The sequence below is a fragment of the Burkholderia cenocepacia genome, assembly GCF_014211915.1.
In the GTDB taxonomy this organism is placed as follows: Bacteria; Pseudomonadota; Gammaproteobacteria; order Burkholderiales; family Burkholderiaceae; genus Burkholderia; species Burkholderia orbicola.
This window is the reverse complement of the sequence record NZ_CP060040.1, coordinates 226,959-244,644: the sequence shown is the minus strand read 5'-3', so window position 1 is coordinate 244,644 and position 17,686 is coordinate 226,959. Positions and strand designations below refer to the sequence as shown.

General features: G+C 69.5%; 19 protein-coding genes. 13 read left to right on the top strand and 6 right to left on the bottom strand.

Going from position 1 to position 17,686, the window contains the following annotated elements; translation table 11 throughout:
- Positions 1–52: 52 nt before the first annotated feature.
- The 4 genes from SY91_RS17690 to SY91_RS17675 all read left to right on the top strand — a co-directional run bounded on the left by SY91_RS17690 (position 53) and on the right by SY91_RS17675 (position 3,067).
- The gene (locus SY91_RS17690) at positions 53–1,051 is read left to right on the top strand and encodes a homoserine kinase (RefSeq protein ID WP_023474417.1); all 999 of its coding nucleotides are present in this window, start codon (positions 53–55) and stop codon (positions 1,049–1,051) included.
- Positions 1,042–1,851, top strand: a complete 810-nt coding sequence (locus SY91_RS17685) for a BPSS1780 family membrane protein (RefSeq protein ID WP_006479448.1) — start codon at positions 1,042–1,044, stop codon at positions 1,849–1,851. The genes SY91_RS17690 and SY91_RS17685 overlap by 10 nt, the downstream gene beginning before the upstream one ends.
- A gap of 187 nt (positions 1,852–2,038) precedes the next feature.
- Positions 2,039–2,491: a MarR family winged helix-turn-helix transcriptional regulator gene (locus SY91_RS17680; protein ID WP_006479449.1), complete on the top strand. Its 453-nt coding sequence runs from the start codon at positions 2,039–2,041 to the stop codon at positions 2,489–2,491.
- A 156-nt stretch (positions 2,492–2,647) separates the two neighbouring features.
- Positions 2,648–3,067: an organic hydroperoxide resistance protein gene (locus SY91_RS17675; protein WP_006479451.1), complete on the top strand. Its 420-nt coding sequence runs from the start codon at positions 2,648–2,650 to the stop codon at positions 3,065–3,067.
- A 115-nt stretch (positions 3,068–3,182) separates the two neighbouring features.
- Here SY91_RS17675 and SY91_RS17670 read toward each other — a convergent pair whose 3' ends face one another.
- Together SY91_RS17670 and SY91_RS17665 are read right to left on the bottom strand one after the other, a co-directional pair.
- Positions 3,183–3,359 carry a DUF3563 family protein gene (locus SY91_RS17670; protein ID WP_011548159.1) on the bottom strand — a complete coding sequence of 59 codons (177 nt, stop codon included), beginning with the start codon at positions 3,357–3,359 and terminating at the stop codon, positions 3,183–3,185.
- A gap of 80 nt (positions 3,360–3,439) precedes the next feature.
- On the bottom strand, positions 3,440–4,537 hold the full coding sequence (locus SY91_RS17665) for a PHB depolymerase family esterase (protein ID WP_023474416.1): 1,098 nt from the start codon (positions 4,535–4,537) through the stop codon (positions 3,440–3,442).
- A gap of 258 nt (positions 4,538–4,795) precedes the next feature.
- Here SY91_RS17665 and SY91_RS17660 point away from each other — a divergent pair, with 258 nt between their 5' ends.
- The 4 genes from SY91_RS17660 (at position 4,796) to SY91_RS17645 (ending at position 7,871) form a co-directional block, all read left to right on the top strand.
- Entirely contained in the window at positions 4,796–5,494 is a 699-nt protein-coding gene (locus tag SY91_RS17660) for a phosphatase PAP2 family protein (RefSeq protein ID WP_006479453.1), read from the top strand.
- A gap of 128 nt (positions 5,495–5,622) precedes the next feature.
- Complete coding sequence (gene modA, locus SY91_RS17655; RefSeq protein WP_023474415.1) at positions 5,623–6,417, top strand: molybdate ABC transporter substrate-binding protein; 795 nt, start codon at positions 5,623–5,625, stop codon at positions 6,415–6,417.
- Positions 6,418–6,427: 10 nt separating this feature from the next.
- Positions 6,428–7,105, top strand: coding sequence for a molybdate ABC transporter permease subunit (modB, locus tag SY91_RS17650; protein WP_023474414.1), 678 nt, complete (start codon positions 6,428–6,430; stop codon positions 7,103–7,105).
- 64 nt (positions 7,106–7,169) lie between these two features.
- The gene (locus tag SY91_RS17645; RefSeq protein ID WP_006479456.1) at positions 7,170–7,871 is read left to right on the top strand and encodes a sulfate/molybdate ABC transporter ATP-binding protein; all 702 of its coding nucleotides are present in this window, start codon (positions 7,170–7,172) and stop codon (positions 7,869–7,871) included.
- A 181-nt stretch (positions 7,872–8,052) separates the two neighbouring features.
- Here the strand turns inward: SY91_RS17645 and SY91_RS17640 are convergent, their stop codons facing one another.
- The 3 genes from SY91_RS17640 to SY91_RS17630 all read right to left on the bottom strand — a co-directional run bounded on the left by SY91_RS17640 (position 8,053) and on the right by SY91_RS17630 (position 11,088).
- Positions 8,053–8,889, bottom strand: a complete 837-nt coding sequence (locus SY91_RS17640) for a TOBE domain-containing protein (RefSeq protein ID WP_034175294.1) — start codon at positions 8,887–8,889, stop codon at positions 8,053–8,055.
- Positions 8,890–8,942: 53 nt separating this feature from the next.
- Positions 8,943–10,565, bottom strand: a complete 1,623-nt coding sequence (locus SY91_RS17635; protein WP_006479458.1) for a CHAD domain-containing protein — start codon at positions 10,563–10,565, stop codon at positions 8,943–8,945.
- A 139-nt stretch (positions 10,566–10,704) separates the two neighbouring features.
- Entirely contained in the window at positions 10,705–11,088 is a 384-nt protein-coding gene (locus SY91_RS17630; protein ID WP_006479459.1) for a tautomerase family protein, read from the bottom strand.
- Between the two features lie 113 nt (positions 11,089–11,201).
- Between SY91_RS17630 and SY91_RS17625 the strand changes: the two genes are divergently transcribed.
- The 5 genes from SY91_RS17625 to SY91_RS17605 all read left to right on the top strand — a co-directional run bounded on the left by SY91_RS17625 (position 11,202) and on the right by SY91_RS17605 (position 15,897).
- Positions 11,202–12,059, top strand: a complete 858-nt coding sequence (locus SY91_RS17625; RefSeq protein WP_011548168.1) for a LysR family transcriptional regulator — start codon at positions 11,202–11,204, stop codon at positions 12,057–12,059.
- A 40-nt stretch (positions 12,060–12,099) separates the two neighbouring features.
- Positions 12,100–13,023, top strand: a complete 924-nt coding sequence (locus tag SY91_RS17620) for a DMT family transporter (RefSeq protein ID WP_006479461.1) — start codon at positions 12,100–12,102, stop codon at positions 13,021–13,023.
- 67 nt (positions 13,024–13,090) lie between these two features.
- Positions 13,091–13,870, top strand: coding sequence for a sensor histidine kinase (locus tag SY91_RS17615; protein WP_105798255.1), 780 nt, complete (start codon positions 13,091–13,093; stop codon positions 13,868–13,870).
- Between the two features lie 76 nt (positions 13,871–13,946).
- On the top strand, positions 13,947–15,290 hold the full coding sequence (locus SY91_RS17610; RefSeq protein WP_006479462.1) for a hemolysin family protein: 1,344 nt from the start codon (positions 13,947–13,949) through the stop codon (positions 15,288–15,290).
- Between the two features lie 22 nt (positions 15,291–15,312).
- The gene (locus SY91_RS17605) at positions 15,313–15,897 is read left to right on the top strand and encodes a thiamine phosphate synthase (protein ID WP_124591521.1); all 585 of its coding nucleotides are present in this window, start codon (positions 15,313–15,315) and stop codon (positions 15,895–15,897) included.
- 72 nt (positions 15,898–15,969) lie between these two features.
- On the opposite strand, the gene SY91_RS17600 is transcribed toward SY91_RS17605, so the two are convergent.
- On the bottom strand, positions 15,970–17,622 hold the full coding sequence (locus SY91_RS17600) for a DUF3459 domain-containing protein (RefSeq protein WP_185921400.1): 1,653 nt from the start codon (positions 17,620–17,622) through the stop codon (positions 15,970–15,972).
- Positions 17,623–17,686 lie beyond the last annotated feature (64 nt).

The window sequence follows — 17,686 nt, the reverse complement described above, 5'->3', positions numbered from 1 at the left end:
TGTCGCGCTGCACGCCGCCCGCGTGCCGACACCCTGACCTGACGCATCCCGCATGGCCGTTTTCACCGCTGTTTCCGACTCCGATCTCGCGCAATGGATGCGCCACTACGAACTGGGCGACGTGCTTGCGTTCCGCGGCATTCCGTCCGGTATCGAAAACAGCAATTTCTTCCTGACGACGACGCGCGGCGAATACGTCCTCACGATCTTCGAAAAGCTCACCGCGCAGCAGCTGCCGTTCTACCTCGACCTGATGCGTCATCTGGCCGCCCACGGCGTGCCGGTGCCGGACCCGATCCCGCGCGACGACGGCGCGCTGTTCGGCGAGCTGCACGGCAAGCCTGCCGCGCTCGTCACGAAGCTCGACGGCGCGGCCGAACTCGCGCCTGGGGTCGAACACTGCATCGAGGTCGGACAGATGCTCGCGCGCCTGCACCTCGCGGGCCGCGACTATCCGCGCAACCAGCCGAACCTGCGCAGCCTGCCGTGGTGGCAGGAGAACGTGCCGGCGATCGTGCCGTTCATCACGGACGCGCAACGCGCGCTGCTCGAAGGCGAGCTCGCGCACCAGGCCGGTTTCTTCGCGTCGGACGACTACGCAGCGCTGCCGGCCGGCCCATGCCATTGCGACCTGTTCCGCGATAACGTGCTGTTCGCCCATGCGGCGCCCGGCACCGGCCACGACGTGCGGCTCGGCGGCTTCTTCGACTTCTATTTCGCGGGCTGCGACAAGTGGCTGTTCGACGTCGCGGTCACCGTCAACGACTGGTGCGTCGACCTCGCGACCGGTGTGCTCGACGTCGCGCGCGCCGATGCGCTGCTGCGCGCGTACCAGACCGTGCGGCCGTTCACGGCCGCAGAGCGCCGCCACTGGAGCGACATGCTGCGCGCCGGCGCGTACCGCTTCTGGGTGTCGCGCCTGTACGACTTCTACCTGCCGCGCGCGGCCGAGATGCTCAAGCCGCACGACCCCGGCCATTTCGAACGCATCCTGCGTGAGCGTATCGCGCATACGCCCGCGCTTCCCGAGATCCAAACCGCATGCAACTGATCGAAGTGCCCGCGAAAACGGGCTATGTCTGGTTCCGTCAAGGCATCTGGCTGTTCCGCCGGAATCCGCTCGCGTTCATCACGCTGTTCTTCACGTACCTGCTCGCGATCACGCTGGTGTCGATGGTGCCGGTGATCGGCTCCGCGCTGCCGCTGGTGTTCATTCCCGGCATCGCGGTCGGCTTCATGGCAGCGTGCCGCGACACGGTGGCCGGCAAGACGGTGATGCCGACGATCCTCGTCGACGGCTTTCGCTCGTACGGCACCGTCGCGACCCAGCGGCTGCTCGTGCTCGGCGTGATCTACGTCGCGTCGATGGTGCTCGTGTTCGCCGCTTCGTCGTTCGTCGACGGCGGCGCGCTGTTCCACGTGATGATGGGCGCAGCCGACGAAGCGAACACGACGCCCGAGACGCTCGCCGCGCAAGGCACGCTCGGCGCGCTGTTCTTCGCGACGCTGCTCTATCTGCCGGTCGCGATGCTGTTCTGGTTCGCGCCGGTACTGGTCGCATGGCATGACGTCCCGCCGGCGAAGGCGCTGTTCTTCAGCGTCGTCAGCTGCTGGCGCAATCGCGGCGCGTTCGCCGTATACGGCGTGCTGTGGTTCGCCGTCGCGCTCGGCACGTCGCTCGCGCTGTCGCTGCTGCTGCAGGCGCTCGGCGCCGGCGCGTACGCGCTGACGATCATGATGCCGGTGACGATCATCATCGTCACGATGCTGTACTGCTCGTTCTACGCGACCTATCGCGGCTGCTTCGGCGTGCAGGAACCGGGCGCGACGACGACGATGTCGGGCCGCTGAACCGTCTCCTGACCGGCGCATGGCGCCGGCCGTCACGCAGTTTCCGCGCCGGGTCGTCCCCCGGCGCGCACCTGATCTCTCCCCTTTCTCGTATCGACCGCCTCGGGTCGGCCCTGTTCAACCCGATCTTTTGCGCGCAAAATAATTTGCGTACAAATCGTTCGCGCATTGCCGCGCCTCCCGAACCATGGACCGCCTGCCTCCGCTGCCCCAGACGCTCGACGAGCAACTGTGCTTCGCGCTTTATTCGACTTCGCACGCGATGACGAAGGCGTACAAGCCGCTGCTCGACAAGCTGTCGCTGACCTATCCCCAATATCTCGCGATGCTCGTGCTGTGGGAGCGCGACGACATGGCCGTGAAGGACATCGCCGCGCGGCTCGACCTGGACCCGGCCACGGTCACGCCGCTGCTCAAGCGGCTGGAAGCGCTCGGCTACGTGGAGCGCGTACGCAGCGCGGCCGACGAACGCGTCGTCAACGTTCGCGTGACGCCGGAAGGCCGGGCGCTGAAGGATCGCGCGCGCTCGGTGCCCGCCGACCTCTTTTGCGCGATGCAACAGACACCCGAATTCCTGATCAGGCTGCGCGCCGATCTCCAGCAGCTGCGCGATGCGCTGTCGGTGGCCAACGAACGCTGACACGCCCGGCATGAACCGACCTGCCCGCTGCTGCCGGGTTTTTCTTCAAAATTTCATTTGCACACTAATGATTTGTGTTCTATATTTTGTCCATGGCCGGCGACATTCCGTCCGACCGGACCGCTGTTCCCCTCTCTTCCCGACAGGAGCTGCACGATGAACATTCTGTACAAGACCAGCGCCACGAGCACGGGCGGCCGCGACGGCCGCGCGGTATCCGCTGACAACAAGCTGGAAGTGAAACTGGCCGCGCCGCGTGAACTCGGTGGCACGGGCGCGGAAGGCACGAATCCGGAGCAACTGTTCGCCGCAGGTTACTCGGCCTGTTTCCTGAGTGCGATGAAATTCGTCGCGGGCCAGAACAAGCAGACGCTGCCGGCCGATACGCAAGTCACGGCGGAAGTGGGCATCGGCCCGAACGACGCAGGCGGCTTCGGGCTCGACATCGAGCTGCGCGTGTCGCTGCCGGGGCTCGACAAGAACGACGCGCAAGTGCTGGTCGACAAGGCGCACCACGTGTGCCCGTATTCGAACGCCACGCGCAACAACGTGCCGGTGCGCCTGACGGTCGTCTGACGCGGCACAGGTTCAGGGCTCAGGAAATACAAAAAGGGCGCGTGCGGCATGGTGCCGCACGCGCCCTTTTGCGCGATGCATCGAAATGGCGGGCCGGCAGGCCCGCGTGCGCCGCTTAGCGCGCGCCGATCGAATACGGGCGGTTCATTGCCGCGTCGCGATCGATCTTGCGCATGCGGAATTCGAGGTCGTAGATGTCGGTGGCTTCGGCCAGATACGCGTCGGCGCGCTCTTTCGCGGCCTTGTCAGCGTTCTTGGTCAGCATCAGGAAGAGGTGGCTCAGCAGGTACATGATCGATCTCGCTATTCAAAGGTTCTGGACTAGGGTTTTCCCGAATTATAGGGAAAACCCTAGGCTTTGACCAGTGTCGATCAGACGATGCGTCGTTCGGTCGCCACAGTGCGGCGACGGGTTTCGAAAAAAGCCCAGATCATCGCGCTGGCGTCGGGGCCGACCGCCGCGTGAAACGGCACGGCTTCGTCGCCGCCGGCCCACGCATGATCGAGCCCCTTCACGTGACACAGCCGCACCACCGGCTCGCCGTCGCGGCACACGTCGGTGATCTGTGCGCCCGTTTCGCGCGTCTCGACCCGCTCGCCGCCGCGCAGCGCGCCTCGGCTGTCGGCGAGCCCGTTCAGGCGCATGAACTGCACGGTCAGCTGATCGGCATTCTTCGGCGCGACGACATGATCGCCGTCACCCTGGACGATCAGCGCGGGCATGCCCGGATAGGCGCCGGCATCGACCAGCGCATCGACCGCCGCGGCCGGGTTCTGCCTCAAGCCCCGCCGCATCACGTCCATCGCGGTGATGCCGGAATTCGCCTCGCCGAGCGCGGGGCCCGAGTGCAGCGCGACCGCGGCGAAGCGGTCCGGATGGTGCAGTGCAAGAAGCGACGCAAGCCCCGCACCGGCCGACAGCCCCGCGACGTAAACACGCGACGCGTCGAAGCCATGTTCGTCGACCAGCGCGTCGACCAGGGACGCCACCGTGTCCGCCTCGCCGCGCCCCGCGCGATCGGTGTCTTCATACCAGTGCCAGCAACCGTGCGTATGCGCGCGCAGCGACTGTTCCGGATACAGCACCGCGAAACCGTGCTTGTCGGCCAGCAGGTTCATCCGGGTGCCCTGCGCGAATTCGTCGACGGACTGCTGGCAGCCGTGCAGCATCACGACCAGCGGCATCGCGCCACGCCGGCGGCCGGGCGGTATGTAGAGCCCGTATGCGAGATTCTGGACGAGGCGGCCGAGCGCGGGTGTCATCGGATGTTCGCCCCGCGTCCACTCGCCTGCCGCCCATGCGGCGGCGCGCGGCCGCACGCGCGATTCGCGCGGCGGGGACAGATCTGAGGCCGCGGCCTCGAGTGCGTCGCGTGTGATGCGCTGGGCATCGCGCGCCGCGCGCTTGGCGGTCGGGGACAGCATGCGTTTCATGCCGCCCAGCCACACTTTGGTCAGACTTTTGGTCATCGATCGGGCTCGCAGTCAGGAAAAATAGGGGCGCCATGAGAGCGCCACAACGGATGCATCGTTCGACTTTGTGCAATGCACCATAACATTGTTTCCAGGATTTTTCCTGCACGCCGGTCGTGGCCGGCGGCGCAAAAAACGGGCCTCATGCGGACGCGGCGCTATACTGGGGCTTCGCCGCTTGTATCCGTTGTAGTCGTTCTTCCCGGCTCGCGCGTTGATTTAAGCATTCTCCCGCCTTCGTTCGTCCCCTTCCCGATGTTCGACCTGCCTTCTCACCTGTGGATCATGATCACCGCGTTCGGCGGCGCCGGGCTGACCTTGCCGCTCGCGATCACGATTGCCGTCTGGCTCGCGCTCGGCTACTCGTGGCGGCGCGCGGCCGCGTGGCTCGGCGTGCTCGCGGCCGCGATCGGCGTGGTGGCGCTAACGAAGATCGCGTTCCTCGGCTGGGGCATCGGCATTCGCGCGTGGGATTTCACCGGCTTCAGCGGGCATGCGATGCTGTCGACATCGGTGTATCCGGTCGCGATTTTCCTCGCGCTGATCCGCACGCGCACGCCGGTGCGGATCGCCGGCATCGCGCTCGGGCTGGCGGCCGGCGTCGCGGTCGGCGTGTCGCGCGTCGCGCTCGACGCGCATTCGCCGTCGGAATCGATCACCGGCTGCATCGTCGGGGCAATCGCCGCGCTCGCGTTCATCGCCGGCTCGTGGCGGGCGGTGCCGCACCGCTGGTCGGTGCCGGCGGTCGTCGCGAGCCTCGCGCTCGTCACCGTGGCGCTGCACGGCCTCACGGTGCCGTCGCACCGCTGGGTCACCAAGGTCGCGCTGGAACTGTCGGGACACGAGCGTCCGTTCGTCCGGGCGCGCTGGAAGGCCAACCCGAACTACCATCCCGCGTCGCAGCCGTCGTCGCTGCAGCGCACCGAGTCGGCGCCGCCTACGCTTCACGCGTGACGGCCCGCCCGGCCAGCCCTTCCCACGTCTGACCATTTCATGCGCACCGTCGCATGCGCAGTATGCCGAGCGTTATAACCCGCCCTATATTACGATTACGGTTTCTACCCGTTCAAAACGAATCCACCATGCGCTCAACCGTCCGTCCGCTTCGCCGCACCCTGCTTCGCCTGCTGCCGATCGCCACGCTTGCCGCCGGGTTCGCGTTCAGCGCGCCCGCTTCCGCCGCCGACGAACTGGTCGTGTCGGCCGCCGCCAGCCTGACGAACGCATTCAAGGCCGTCGGCGACGCGTACGAGAAGCAGCATCCGGACACCAAGGTGCTGTTCAACTTCGGCGCATCGGACGTGCTGATGCAGCAGATCGCCAAGGGCGCGCCGGCCGACGTGTTCGCGTCGGCCGACCAGAAGGCGATGGATCGCGCGGTGAGCGAAAAGGTGATCGTGCCCGGCACGCGCCGCGATTTCGCCGCGAATTCGCTGGTGCTGATCGTGCCGGCGGACAGCCGCGCGGCCGCGCCGACGTCGCTGAACGACCTGACCGCGCCCGGCGTGAAGCGCATCGCGTACGGCGACCCGGCCTCGGTGCCGGTCGGCCGCTACACCGAGGGTGCGCTGCGCGCGGCCGGCGTGTGGGACGCCGTCAGCGCGAAGGGCGTGCTGGCTGCCAACGTACGCCAGAGCCTCGACTACGTCGCGCGCGGCGAGGTCGACGCGGGCTTCGTGTTCGGCACCGACGCCGCGATCATGCCGGGCCGCGTGAAGGTCGCGCTGACGGTGCCGACGCAGACGGTCATCACCTACCCGATCGCCGTGGTCAAGGACAGCCGCCACGCCGCGCAGGCCCAGTCGTTCATCGATTTCGTCGCGTCGCCGCAGGGCCAGGCCGTGCTGTCGACGTTCGGCTTCAAGCCCGTCAAGTGAGCTTATCGCGATGCAAGACGCCTGGGTCCCGCTGCTGCTGTCGCTGAAGGTTGCCGGCTGGGCGACCGCGCTCGACATCGTGCTCGGCGTCGCGGCCGCGTTCGTGCTCGCACGCTGGCGCTCGCCGCTGCGCGACGTGGTCGATTCCGTGCTGACGCTGCCGCTCGTGCTGCCGCCGACGGTGCTCGGCTATTACCTGCTCGTGCTGCTCGGCCGGCGCGGCGTGTTCGGCGCGTGGCTCGACAAGTTCGGTATCGAGCTGGTGTTTACGTGGCAAGGCGCGGTGATCGCGTCGATGGTCGTCGCGTTTCCGCTGATCCTGAAATCGGCGCGGGCAGCGTTCGAGGGCGTCGATCCGCATCTCGAGCGCGCCGCGCGCACGCTCGGGCTCGGCGAAGCCGCGGTGTTCTTCCGCGTGACGCTGCCGCTCGCCACGCGCGGGATTCTCGCCGGCGCGCTGCTCGCGTTCGCGCGCGCGCTCGGCGAATTCGGCGCGACGCTGATGATCGCCGGCAATCTGCCCGGCCGCACGCAGACGCTGTCGGTCGCGATCTACGCGGCCGTGCAGGCCGGCGACGACAGCACGGCCAACTTCCTCGTGCTGGTGACGTCGATCACCTGCGTGCTGGTGCTGCTCGCGACCGGCTGGCTCGTGCCGTCGCGCGCCCGGCGGAGCCAGCTGACATGAAGCGCCTGTCCTGTCCGCATCGCCGGAGCCGTCCGGCGGCCGGCCTCCTTCGACGGAGGCCCGCATGAGCCTCGTCGTCGACATCCGCAAGACCTGCGCGAGCGCCGAGCGCCGCTTCACGCTCGACATGTCGTTCACGGCGACGACGCAGCGCGTCGTGCTGTTCGGGCCGTCGGGCGCGGGCAAGAGCATGACGCTGCAGGCGATCGCCGGGCTGCTGACGCCCGACGCAGGCACGATCACGCTGAACGGCGAGCCGCTGTTCGACGCCGCGCGCCGCATCGACGTGCCGACTCGCGAACGCCGTGTCGCGTACCTGTTCCAGGACTACGCGCTGTTTCCGCACCTGAACGTGCGGCAGAACATCGCGTTCGGGCTCACGTCCGGCCTGCGCAACCCGCGCGCGAAGACGGTGCCGCCGGAGGTCGCGTACTGGCTCCGCGCATTCGACCTCGAATCGCTCGCGGGGCAATATCCGTCGCAACTGTCGGGCGGGCAGAAGCAGCGCGTGGCGCTCGCGCGCGCGCTGGTCGCGCAGCCGCGCATCCTGCTGCTCGACGAACCCTTCGCGGCGCTCGACGGCGCGATGCGCCAGCGCATGCGCCATGAGCTCGCCGAATTGCAGGCGCGGCTCGACATCCCGATGGTGCTGATCTCGCACGACCCCGACGACGTCGCCGCGTTCGGCGACCAGGTCGTGCAGTTGAGCGAAGGACGCGTGCAGGCGAGCCCGCCGCACGCCGAGTGGCCGACGCGCGTCACCTGAGCGCGCGACGCCGTGGTCGTGAGCGTGGCGCCGGCTACCACGTTGGAGCCTGAGAGACGCCGCGGCGCGGCGCATGCTGCAAGCGGAAACGAAGCCGGTGCGATGCATACGCGTGCGGCACCGGCTTCGCCCCGCCTCGCACGAGGGCCGCCGGCCAACGCGAGCCGCGCTGCCGGCCAGGTCAGCCCGTCACCGCCAGAATCACGCTCGACGCCTTGAACAGCGCGATCGCGCGCCGGCCGGCGGCGAGCTGCAGCGCATCGACGCTGTCGTTGGTCACGACGGCCGTCAGCGTCCCGCCGCCGTCGAGCGCCAGCGTCACCTCGCTGTTCACCGCGCCCGCCGCAACGGCGTCGACGCTGCCGTGCAGCCGGTTGCGCGCGGACACCTTCAGGTCGGGCCCGCCATCGTCGACGGCAAGCACGACCCACGACGCCTTCACCAGCGCGCACGCGTGTGCGCCTTCCCGCAGCCCGAGCGCCTCGGCGCTGTCGTGCGTCACCACGGCGACGACGGCTTGCCCGCCCGGCAGCGCAAGCGTCACCTCGTCGTTGACGGTGCCGCGCACGAGCGACGCGACCTTGCCGAACAACTGGTTGCGCGCGCTCGTCTTCATCCCGATCCGGCCGATCAGCGCCCAGTCGACGTCGAAGCCGGCAACGGCCGCGCTCGCGGCCTCGATGAAGCGGCGATGCTCGCGCTCGATCGTGCGGAACGCGGCGATCAGCGACGTCGCGCGCGGCGTCAGCGTCGTGCCGCCGCCGCCCTTGCCGCCCGTCGAACGCGCGACGAGCGGTTCGCCGGCGAGATTGTTCATCGTGTCGACCGCGTCCCACGCGGCCTTGTAGCTGAGGCCGACGGCCTTCGCCGCGCGCGTGATCGAACCGGTGTCGCCGATCGCCGCGAGCAGCGCGATGCGCGTCGCGCCGCCGAGGGTCTGTTCGCCGGCGCGCAGCCACAGCTCGCCGCCCAGTTCGAGCGGTCCGGCGGACGAGGAAGAAGGCGGGACGTCGGTCATCATCGGCATGCGTGCGGGAAACGGGCGGCCATTATAGGGGCGGCGCACGGCGCTCAACGTGGCTTGCCGTCGAGCTTCGGCGGCCGCAGGCTGGCCAGCAGCGTCTCGGCGTCGCGCGCCGCCCGCTGTTCGAGCGCGGCGCCGTAACCGCGCACGAAACCAAGCTGATACGGCGGCGCCGCCAGTTGCTCGAGATGATGCAGCGCGACCATCGCGTCGTTCGCTTCGCCGAGCACGCTCTGCACGCGCGCCAGCGTCTTGACCGTCTCGGTGCGCGTGCGGCGCGACGCCAGCGACGCGAAGAATTCGAGCGCGTAGCGCAGCCGCTTCGCATCGATCCGCACCTGGTGGCGTGCCGCCGTGTCGAGCGACGTGAGCGACGGCGATCCGTAGAGATGCCCGAACAGCCGCCGTACGCGCTTGGTCGCGTGACGCCGCAGCGACGGCGCGTCGTCGCCGTCGGCCGCCGGCAGCGCGAGCGCGCTCAGCCATTCGAGCCAGCCGAGCGTCAGCCGCGCATAGCGCGCCGAATGCAGCGCCTGCCGCAGCTCGACGCGCGCGGCCATCGACTGCGCGCGGGCGGCATCGAGCGTGCCGTCCCAATCGCTACCGCCGCCATCGGCCGCGATCAGCGCAGGCAGGCTCTCGGTCGCGAACACGTCCCAGTCACGCACCGTGCCGAGCAGCTTGGCGAGCCAGCGCAGATCGGCGCCGAGCGTGTCCTTCCATTGACGGTCGGCGAAGCGCGGGAAGAAGCGCATCAGCGTACGCAGGCGGCGCAGCGCGACGCGCATCTGGTGCACGAATTCGGGATCGTCGCGATCAAGCACGCCGCACTCGTTGCCGAGCCATTGCGCGGTGATGTCGCCGGACAGCGCGAACAGCGCGGCGCGCTGCGTGCGGATGCCGGTCAGGTCGACGGGCTGCGCCTTGACCAGCGTGGCGGCCACCGGCCCGCCGGCACAGGCGCGGTCGATCACGCTCGTCAGTTGCACGAAGGCCGGCCACGCGCCGCTCAGTTCGCGCGCCGCGGCAAACAGCGCGTGCAGCGCGGCCGTGCGCGCGGCGACGGTTTCCCAGTCGGGCGCGGCCAGACGCAGCTCGACGTAGCGGCGCGGCGGCTCGCCGCCGCCGTGCAGCGTGATGTCGTCGAGCGTCATCTCGACCACGACGCCGCTGTCGTCAGCCCAGCGCCCGCGCCGCCGTTCGCTGACGAGGCGCAGCGCCGACGCCTGGGCCCGCGCTTCGTCGGTATTCGGTGCAACGCCGTCGATTTCGGCGGCCGGTGGTGCGTCGGCATCGGTCGCGCCAGCCGTCGCGGGCACCGGCAGCGGCGTCGCGACGACGATGCCCGCGTGTTCCGCGTCGAACAGTTCGCGCTGCGTGATGCCGGGGGCGAACGTCTGGGTGCGCGATGCGACGACCCGCGTGCCATGCGCGTTCGATTCGACCCAGGTCCACCAGCTCGCACCGGGGCTCCGCTCGGCCTCCTCGATCTGGCACGGCTCGACCGTCACGCGCTCGTGGCCGCGCCGCATCCGGACCTGCGGGCAGATCCGCCACGCGCGCACGAGTTCGGCGCCGAAGTCGCGTTGCGCGCCACGGGCACGGCTTGCGCCCTTGACCGGCCATCCTTCCAGCGACAACGACAACACGATTTCCAGCACACGCGACATGGAGGCTCCTGCACATGAAGGATCGCCGGCGCATCGACCGCGCCGGCGTCGCTCGTGAAGCAGCTTCCATAGTACACGCCGCCCAAACGCGCGGGCATCGATCCGGCCCCGCCGCCCTGTGGCAGGTCAAGCCGGCGCGTCAGACGGCGTATTGCGCGATGCCGTTGCCGAACGACCAGTTCTCCTTCAGCACTTCGACGAGACCGATGAATACGTCTTCCTGCCGCACGCCGGGCTGCTGCGCGAGGTTGTCGGCGATCGCCCGGTACAGCGAGCGCTTCTGCTCGAGCGTGCGGGTGTTGTTCGCGGTGATCTGGATGATCACGAGATCGTCGCTGCGTTCGATATCGAGGTAGTGGCGACCGAACACGAAGTTCTCGGCCGTATGCTCGGTTACAACCATGAAGATGTCGTCCTCGGGAACGTTGAACGTCTGGATCAGCGCGCGTTGCACGCCGTCGACGAGGGCCCTGCGGTAGGCGGCCGGCTTGCCTTCGCGTACGGCGATACGGGTGAATGGCATGGTCATGCTCCTGTCGGTGAGTGACGTTGAAGAACGAAAACACAGCGTCAGGTTAGGCGCGCCCACCTATAATGAACAGTCATTGATGAATATTTCATTTATTTTCATTTGAAATGAAAGTACTCGATCTCGATGCCGTCCGCGCGTTCGTGCTGGTCGCCGACCTCGCCAGTTTCACGCGCGCCGCCGATGCGCTCGGCACCACGCAATCGGCCGTCAGTCTGAAGCTGAAGCGACTGGAGGCCCATCTCGGCAAGCCGCTGCTGGCGCGCACGCCGCGCGTCGTCAAGCTGGCCGCCGACGGCGAGAATTTCCTGCCGGCCGCCCGTGCGCTGCTCGACGCGCACGAGCGTGCGCTCGGCGCGATCTCGACCGGCACGGTGCGCCTGTCGCTCGGCGTCAGCGAGCACGTCGCGGTGCCCGACCTGCCGGCCGTGCTGACGAGCCTGCACCGGCAGGACCCCGGGCTGTCGCTGGAAATGCATCTCGGGGCGTCGACGAGCCTGCTCCCGCAATACGACGAACGGCGGTTCGACGCGGTGATCGCGCGGCACGAGCCCGGCGAGGACCCACCGCGCGACGACGCCACGCCGCTGTTCACCGAGCCGCTGGCATGGCTCGCCGCGCCCGACTGGGCGCCGCGGGCGGGCGAGCCGCTGCCGCTCGCGGTGCTGGCCGGCCCCTGCGGGGTGCGGGCCGCCGCACTGCGCGCGCTCGATCGCGCGGGGTTGCCGTGGCGCGAGCGCTTCACGGGCGGCGGGGTCGCGGCGGTCACGGCGGCCGCCGCGGCCGGGTTGGCCGTCTGCCCGCTCGCGCGGCGCGTCGCCCCGCGCACGCTGGTCGACGTCGGCGCGAAATTCGGGTTGCCGCCGCTGCCGCAATCGCAGGTCGTGCTGTATTCGCGCGTCCGCGACGCCCGGGCCGCCGCCGCGCTGCGCAGGTTTGCCGACAGCCTTGCAATCTCGGCGTAAACTGGCGGGCCCGCCGCCCCTAATCTCCAGACGAATGCCGATGAAGCCCGACGCCCGCAAGCACCTCCGCGCCAACCTGCTGATGCTCGGCGCCGCCGCGATCTGGGGCTCCGCTTTCGTCGCGCAACGCCTGAGCCTCGACGTGATCGGGCCGTTCCTGTTCACCGGGCTGCGCTTCCTGCTCGGCGCGCTCGTGCTGGTGCCGCTGCTGATGGTGAATGCGGCGTCGCGCGCGCAACTCGCGGCGATCCGGCGCGAACCGGCGCTGCTGCTGCCGGGCCTCGCGCTCGGCGGGCTGCTCGCCGTATCGATCTCGCTGCAGCAGGTCGGCCTGCAATACACGCGGATCGCGAACGCCGGCTTCATCAGCTCGCTGTACGTCGTGATCGTGCCGCTGATGGGCGCGCTCGCGCGCCACCGGATCGGCGCGGGCACGTGGTTCGGCGCGTTGCTGGCAGCGATCGGCCTGTATTTCCTCAGCATCGACGAGCATTTCTCGGTGCTCTACGGCGACTGGTTCCAGCTCGCGGGCGCCGTCATCATCGCCGCGCACGTGATGGCGGTCGGCCATCTCGCGAAGCGCCACGATCCGCTCGTGCTCGCGTTCCTGCAGTTCGCCGTGTGCGGCGTGGCGTGTCTCGCGGTCGGCCTGGCGGTCGAACCGGTCAGCGCCGCGATGCTGCGCGGCGCGCTGCCGACGCTGCTGTACGGCGGGCTGCTGTCGGTCGGGGTCGGCTATACGCTGCAGGTCGTCGCGCAACGCGACGCGGCGCCCGCACACGCGGCCGTGATCTTCAGCATGGAAGGCGTGTTCGCGGCGATCGCCGGCTGGGCCGCGCTCGGCGAAACGCTGACGCTGCGCGCGCTCGTCGGCTGCGCGCTGATGCTCGCCGGCCTGCTCGCGTGCCAGTTGCTGCCGAACGGCGACGCACGGAAAAAGGACGAGGACGCGCTGCCGGCGTGACGCCCACCGTCCCTATAATGGCGATTCGCGTGACTTCCACGCCAACCGCTTCCGACAGGCCAGCTCCGTGACGTCCACTTCCGTCGATCCCGCCGCCGACCTGCTGCGCGAACGCGCAGCGCACTACGCCGCCCAGGCGGCGCTGTTCCTGCGCGACCAGGCGCTCTCCACCGCGTCGCACGACCTGCGCAGCCCGCTGAATGCGATGCACAGCTGGGCCTACGTGCTCGAGCGCCAGCTCGCCAATGCCGATCCCAATCTCCAGCGCGCGCTCGCGGGCATCCGCACGGGCATCGACCAGCAGGTCGCGCTGATCGATGGCGTGCTCGACGCGCCACGCGCGGAAACGCGCACGCTCGTGCTCGCGCCGCAGCCGTTCGCGCTGCGCGCGCTGCTCGACGAAACGATCGCGCTCGTCCGGTTCGCGCTCGCCGACGCACGCCAGGTCGCGCTCGACACGACGCTGCCGGACGGCGAGCCGTCGCTCACCGTCGATCGCGAACGCGTCGCACAGGCGCTGTGGACCCTGCTGACGACGGCCGTCGAAGCCAGCGCCGCGGGCAGCCGGGTCGCGTTCGCCTGCACGCGCGACGGCGCGCAGTTCACCGCGCGCGCCACCTGCACCGTGAATGCCGGCGTTCTCGTGGACCCCGCGCAGCCGCATGCGTTCGAATCGTTCGCGCGGCGCGAGATGCTGCACGAGCGCGATGCGAAACGCAGCGCGTGGACGCTCGCGCTATGCCAGCGCGTCGCCCTCGCGCACGGCGGCACGTTCACGCACGACGCGTTCGCCGACGGCGCGGCCGCCACCCTCACCTTCTCGATTCCCTGCGAGGCGCCGGTGTAAGCAAGCGGTCGCCCGACGCATTACAAATTCCTTTCTGGCTCTATACTGATGGGCCTGTCATAACCGGAGCGATTCTTTGTTACAGATCTTCGCGCTCATCGGCGCGTTGTTCCTGGTGGCCCTGAACGGGTTCTTCGTTGCGGCCGAATTCGGCCTCGTCAAACTCCGCGCGACGCGCGTCAAGACCCTCGCCCGCAAGCACGGCCTGCGCGGGCGCATCCTCGGCATCGTGCACGGCCGGCTCGACGCGTATCTTTCCGCGTGCCAGCTCGGCATCACGCTCGCATCGCTCGGCCTCGGCTGGGTCGGCGAACCGGCGTTCGCGCAACTGCTCGGCCCGCTGCTCGACCTGATCGGCGTCCAGTCCGAGCGCGTCGTGCACCTGATCTCGCTGGTGTTCGCGTTCTCGCTGATCTCGTTCCTGCACATCGTCGTCGGCGAACTGGCGCCGAAGTCGATGGCGATCCGGCAGCCGGAGAAGGTCGGCCTGTGGGTCGCGCTGCCGCTCTACGCGTTCTACTGGGCGATGTATCCGGCGATCTGGGTGCTCAACACCAGCGCCAACGCGGTGCTGCGGCTCGCAGGGCTGTCGGCCGACCACGGCGGCGACGCGCACTATTCGACCGACGAGCTGAAGCTGATCCTGCGCAGCCGCCGCAGCGCGGCCGGCAATGCGGCCCAGCCGGCGCGCGGCACGTACACCAACGACGAGTGGAACACGCTCGCGCATTCGCTCGATTTTTCGTCGATGACCGTGTCGGACCTGATGCGGCCGGCCCATGAAATGATCGGCCTGCGGCGCGACCTGCCGCTGCCCGACAACATGGAGATCGTCGCGCGGCACCGCTTCAGCCGCTATCCGCTGTTCGAGGATGCGTCGCGCGAACAGGTGAGCGGGCTGATCCACCTGAAGGACCTGCTGCTCGCGCGTCACGCGGGCGCCGCGCTCGAGGATCTCTCCGACTACGTGCGCCCGGTCCAGTACGTGAAGCCCGATACGCCGGCGCTGGAGCTGTTCCGCCGCTTCCGCAAGGGCGCCCCGCACTTCGCGCTGGTCGGCAACAAGGGCGAGAAGCCGATCGGCTTCCTGACGCTCGACAACCTGCTCGGCGCGCTGGTCGGCCAGATCCACGACGAATTCCGCCAGGGCGACGCCGACTGGAGCCGCCTCGACGACGGCACGCTGATGGGCAAGGGCAGCCTGCCCGTCGTGTCGCTCGAGCAGGCGCTCGGCATCGACATCGACGAAGGCCGCGCGGAATCGGTCGGCGGCCTCGTGATCCAGGCGTTGAGCGACCTGCCGACCGAAGGGCAGCGCGTGTCGTTCGACCGCTTCGACGTCGTCGTGAAGAAGATGAACGGGCCGCGCATCGTGCTCGTGCGCGTCTATCCGAAGATCGCGAAAGAGGCCGACGAATGACGGCCCGGCGTCGCATCGCACGATGAACGCGCCGCTGCCGCGCTGCTGCGTGATCACGCCGGAACCGGCGTCCGCGTCGGCGGCCGATCGGGCGGCGTTCCTCGACCGGCTGTCGGCCGTGCTCGCCCGCGGCGAAACGCTCGTGCAACTACGCGTGAAATCGCTCGACGCGGCCGCGTTCGCGTCGCTGGCCGCCGCGGCGCTCGCGCGCTGCGACGCGGCCGGCGCGCACCTGATGCTGAACGGCCCGATCGATGCAACCGGCGTGATACGGCTCGACGGCGCCGGCTGGCATCTCGACGGCGCCGCGTTGCGCGCCGCCGCGCAACGGCCGCTGCCGGCCGATCGATGGGTATCCGCCGCGTGCCACACGCAAGACGACCTGCTGCTGGCCGCGGGCGCCGGCGCGGATTTCGTCACGCTGTCGCCGGTGCTGCCGACGCTCAGCCACCCCGGCGCGCCGGCGCTCGGCTGGGCGCGATTCGACACGCTGGCCGCACAGGCCGCGATGCCCGTGTTCGCACTCGGCGGCATGACGCGCGCGCATCTCGACGACGCGCGCCGTCACGGCGCGTACGGCATCGCGGGCATTCGCGGGTTCTGGTAATTCGGTGCTTTCCGGCAGGCGGTCGGCTGCGTACGACCGCGGCCGGCCGCACCGCTTCACGCGTTCACCGGCTCATGCGTTCAGGTTCGGACGCATGCCGCGCCACGAACCGTCGTCGATGCGACGCACGTCGTGCGTCAGCGCGTAACGATTGACGTCGCCGGTCAGCCACGCGACGAGCGAATACGGCGGCAATTCCCCTTCATCGACCCGATCGCGGGCGCGTGCCGGCGTCTCGAACACCACCCGTCCGCCCGGCGCATCGAACGGCACCGCATCCGGCGACAGGTTCAACGCGATCGTCAACGTCTCGTCGTCGGCGAGCCGCCATGATGCGCACAGCGCGTCGGCATCGCCGTCGCCGTCCGCCTTCAGCGCATGGGCTTCCTGCGGCCGGCAATCGGACAGCCGCGGCGCGATCAGCTTCGCGCGCACCGCGAGCGCCGACTGCACGAAATGCGCGCGATCGATGTCGCGCGCGGTCTCGTCGAAGATCAGCGGGATCTGCGGCGTAAGCAGCGACAGCGCGAGCGCGGCCAGACCGGCCGCCTGCCCGGGATCGCCGGGGCCGCCGTCGCGCCATGCGCCATCGGACAGCACGAGCGACGTCAGCGACAGGCCGCCGTCGAAGGCCATCCCGTCCGCCGACGCGGCCGGCTGGTACGCCGCGCCGGCCGCGGTCAGCGCGCGGGCGAGCGTGTGGATCGACTGGTGCGTGGAAATGCGCTCGCGCGCCGACGTGTCGCGCCCCGTGAGCCGGTGCAGCGCGCGTTCGCCGCAGCCGTTCCACTGCGCGTCGAAATGGGTATCGGCCAGATGCGCCGGATGCCGCTCGCTGCCGAGCACGAGGTGGATCAGCCGGTCGGCCGGCACGGCGGCGCGCACGCGATCCGCGATCTCGCGCAGCCACGACACGCCGATCCGGTCGGCTTCGCGCAGGCGCAGCCCGTCGCAACGGTATTCGTCGAGCCAGTACAGCGCGTTGTCGCAGAAGAAATCGCAGACTTCCGGATGATCGAGCGCGAGCGGCGCGGCCTGCAGCGGATCGTCGCGCGTATGGAAGAACGGCCCCGCGTAGTGGCGCAACGCATCGGTGCCGCTGCCGAAGCGCGCGTAGTCGAGCTCCAGCAGCACCGCGAGACCGTAGCCGTGCGCGGCGTCGATCAGCGCCTTGAGCGCGTCGGGGCCGCCTTCGGCCGCGAGCGGCGCGAACGGCAGGCTGTCGTGCGGCGATGCGAGCAGCTCCAGCGCGGTCACCCCGAGGCGCGCGAGCTGCGGCAGGCGGCGGCGCACGGCGTCGAAGCCGCCCACCGCGTGCGGGCGGATCGCGTAGAGCGCGACGTCCTCCCATGCGCGCCCGTGCCAGAACGTATTGCGCCACGTGAATGCGCGTGGATCGACGACCTCGCTCGGCCCGTTGAGCCCCTCGGGTTGCGAACGCGACGCGGGGTCGGGAATCGACACGGTATCGTCGAGACGATAGCGGTAACGCGCGCCCGCGCCGCAGTCGACGAAGACTTCGAACCAGTTCGGGCCGGCGCTCGTCATCGGCACGAGCATCGGGCCGTAGCCGGTATCCAGTTCGAGCTGGACGTGGGTGCTGCCGGGCGCCCACACGCGGAAATGCGTGCGCGGCGTCGTGCTGAGCGCGCCGCAGGGCTGCGCGCCAAACGGCAAACAATGGATGTAGTGTTGCGCGTACGGATCATGCGGACAATCGGACATCATGCGCTCCTCGTGCGTACCGAGCGGCATGGCCGCGCCACTGGCGCAGCGCATCGGAGCCCGG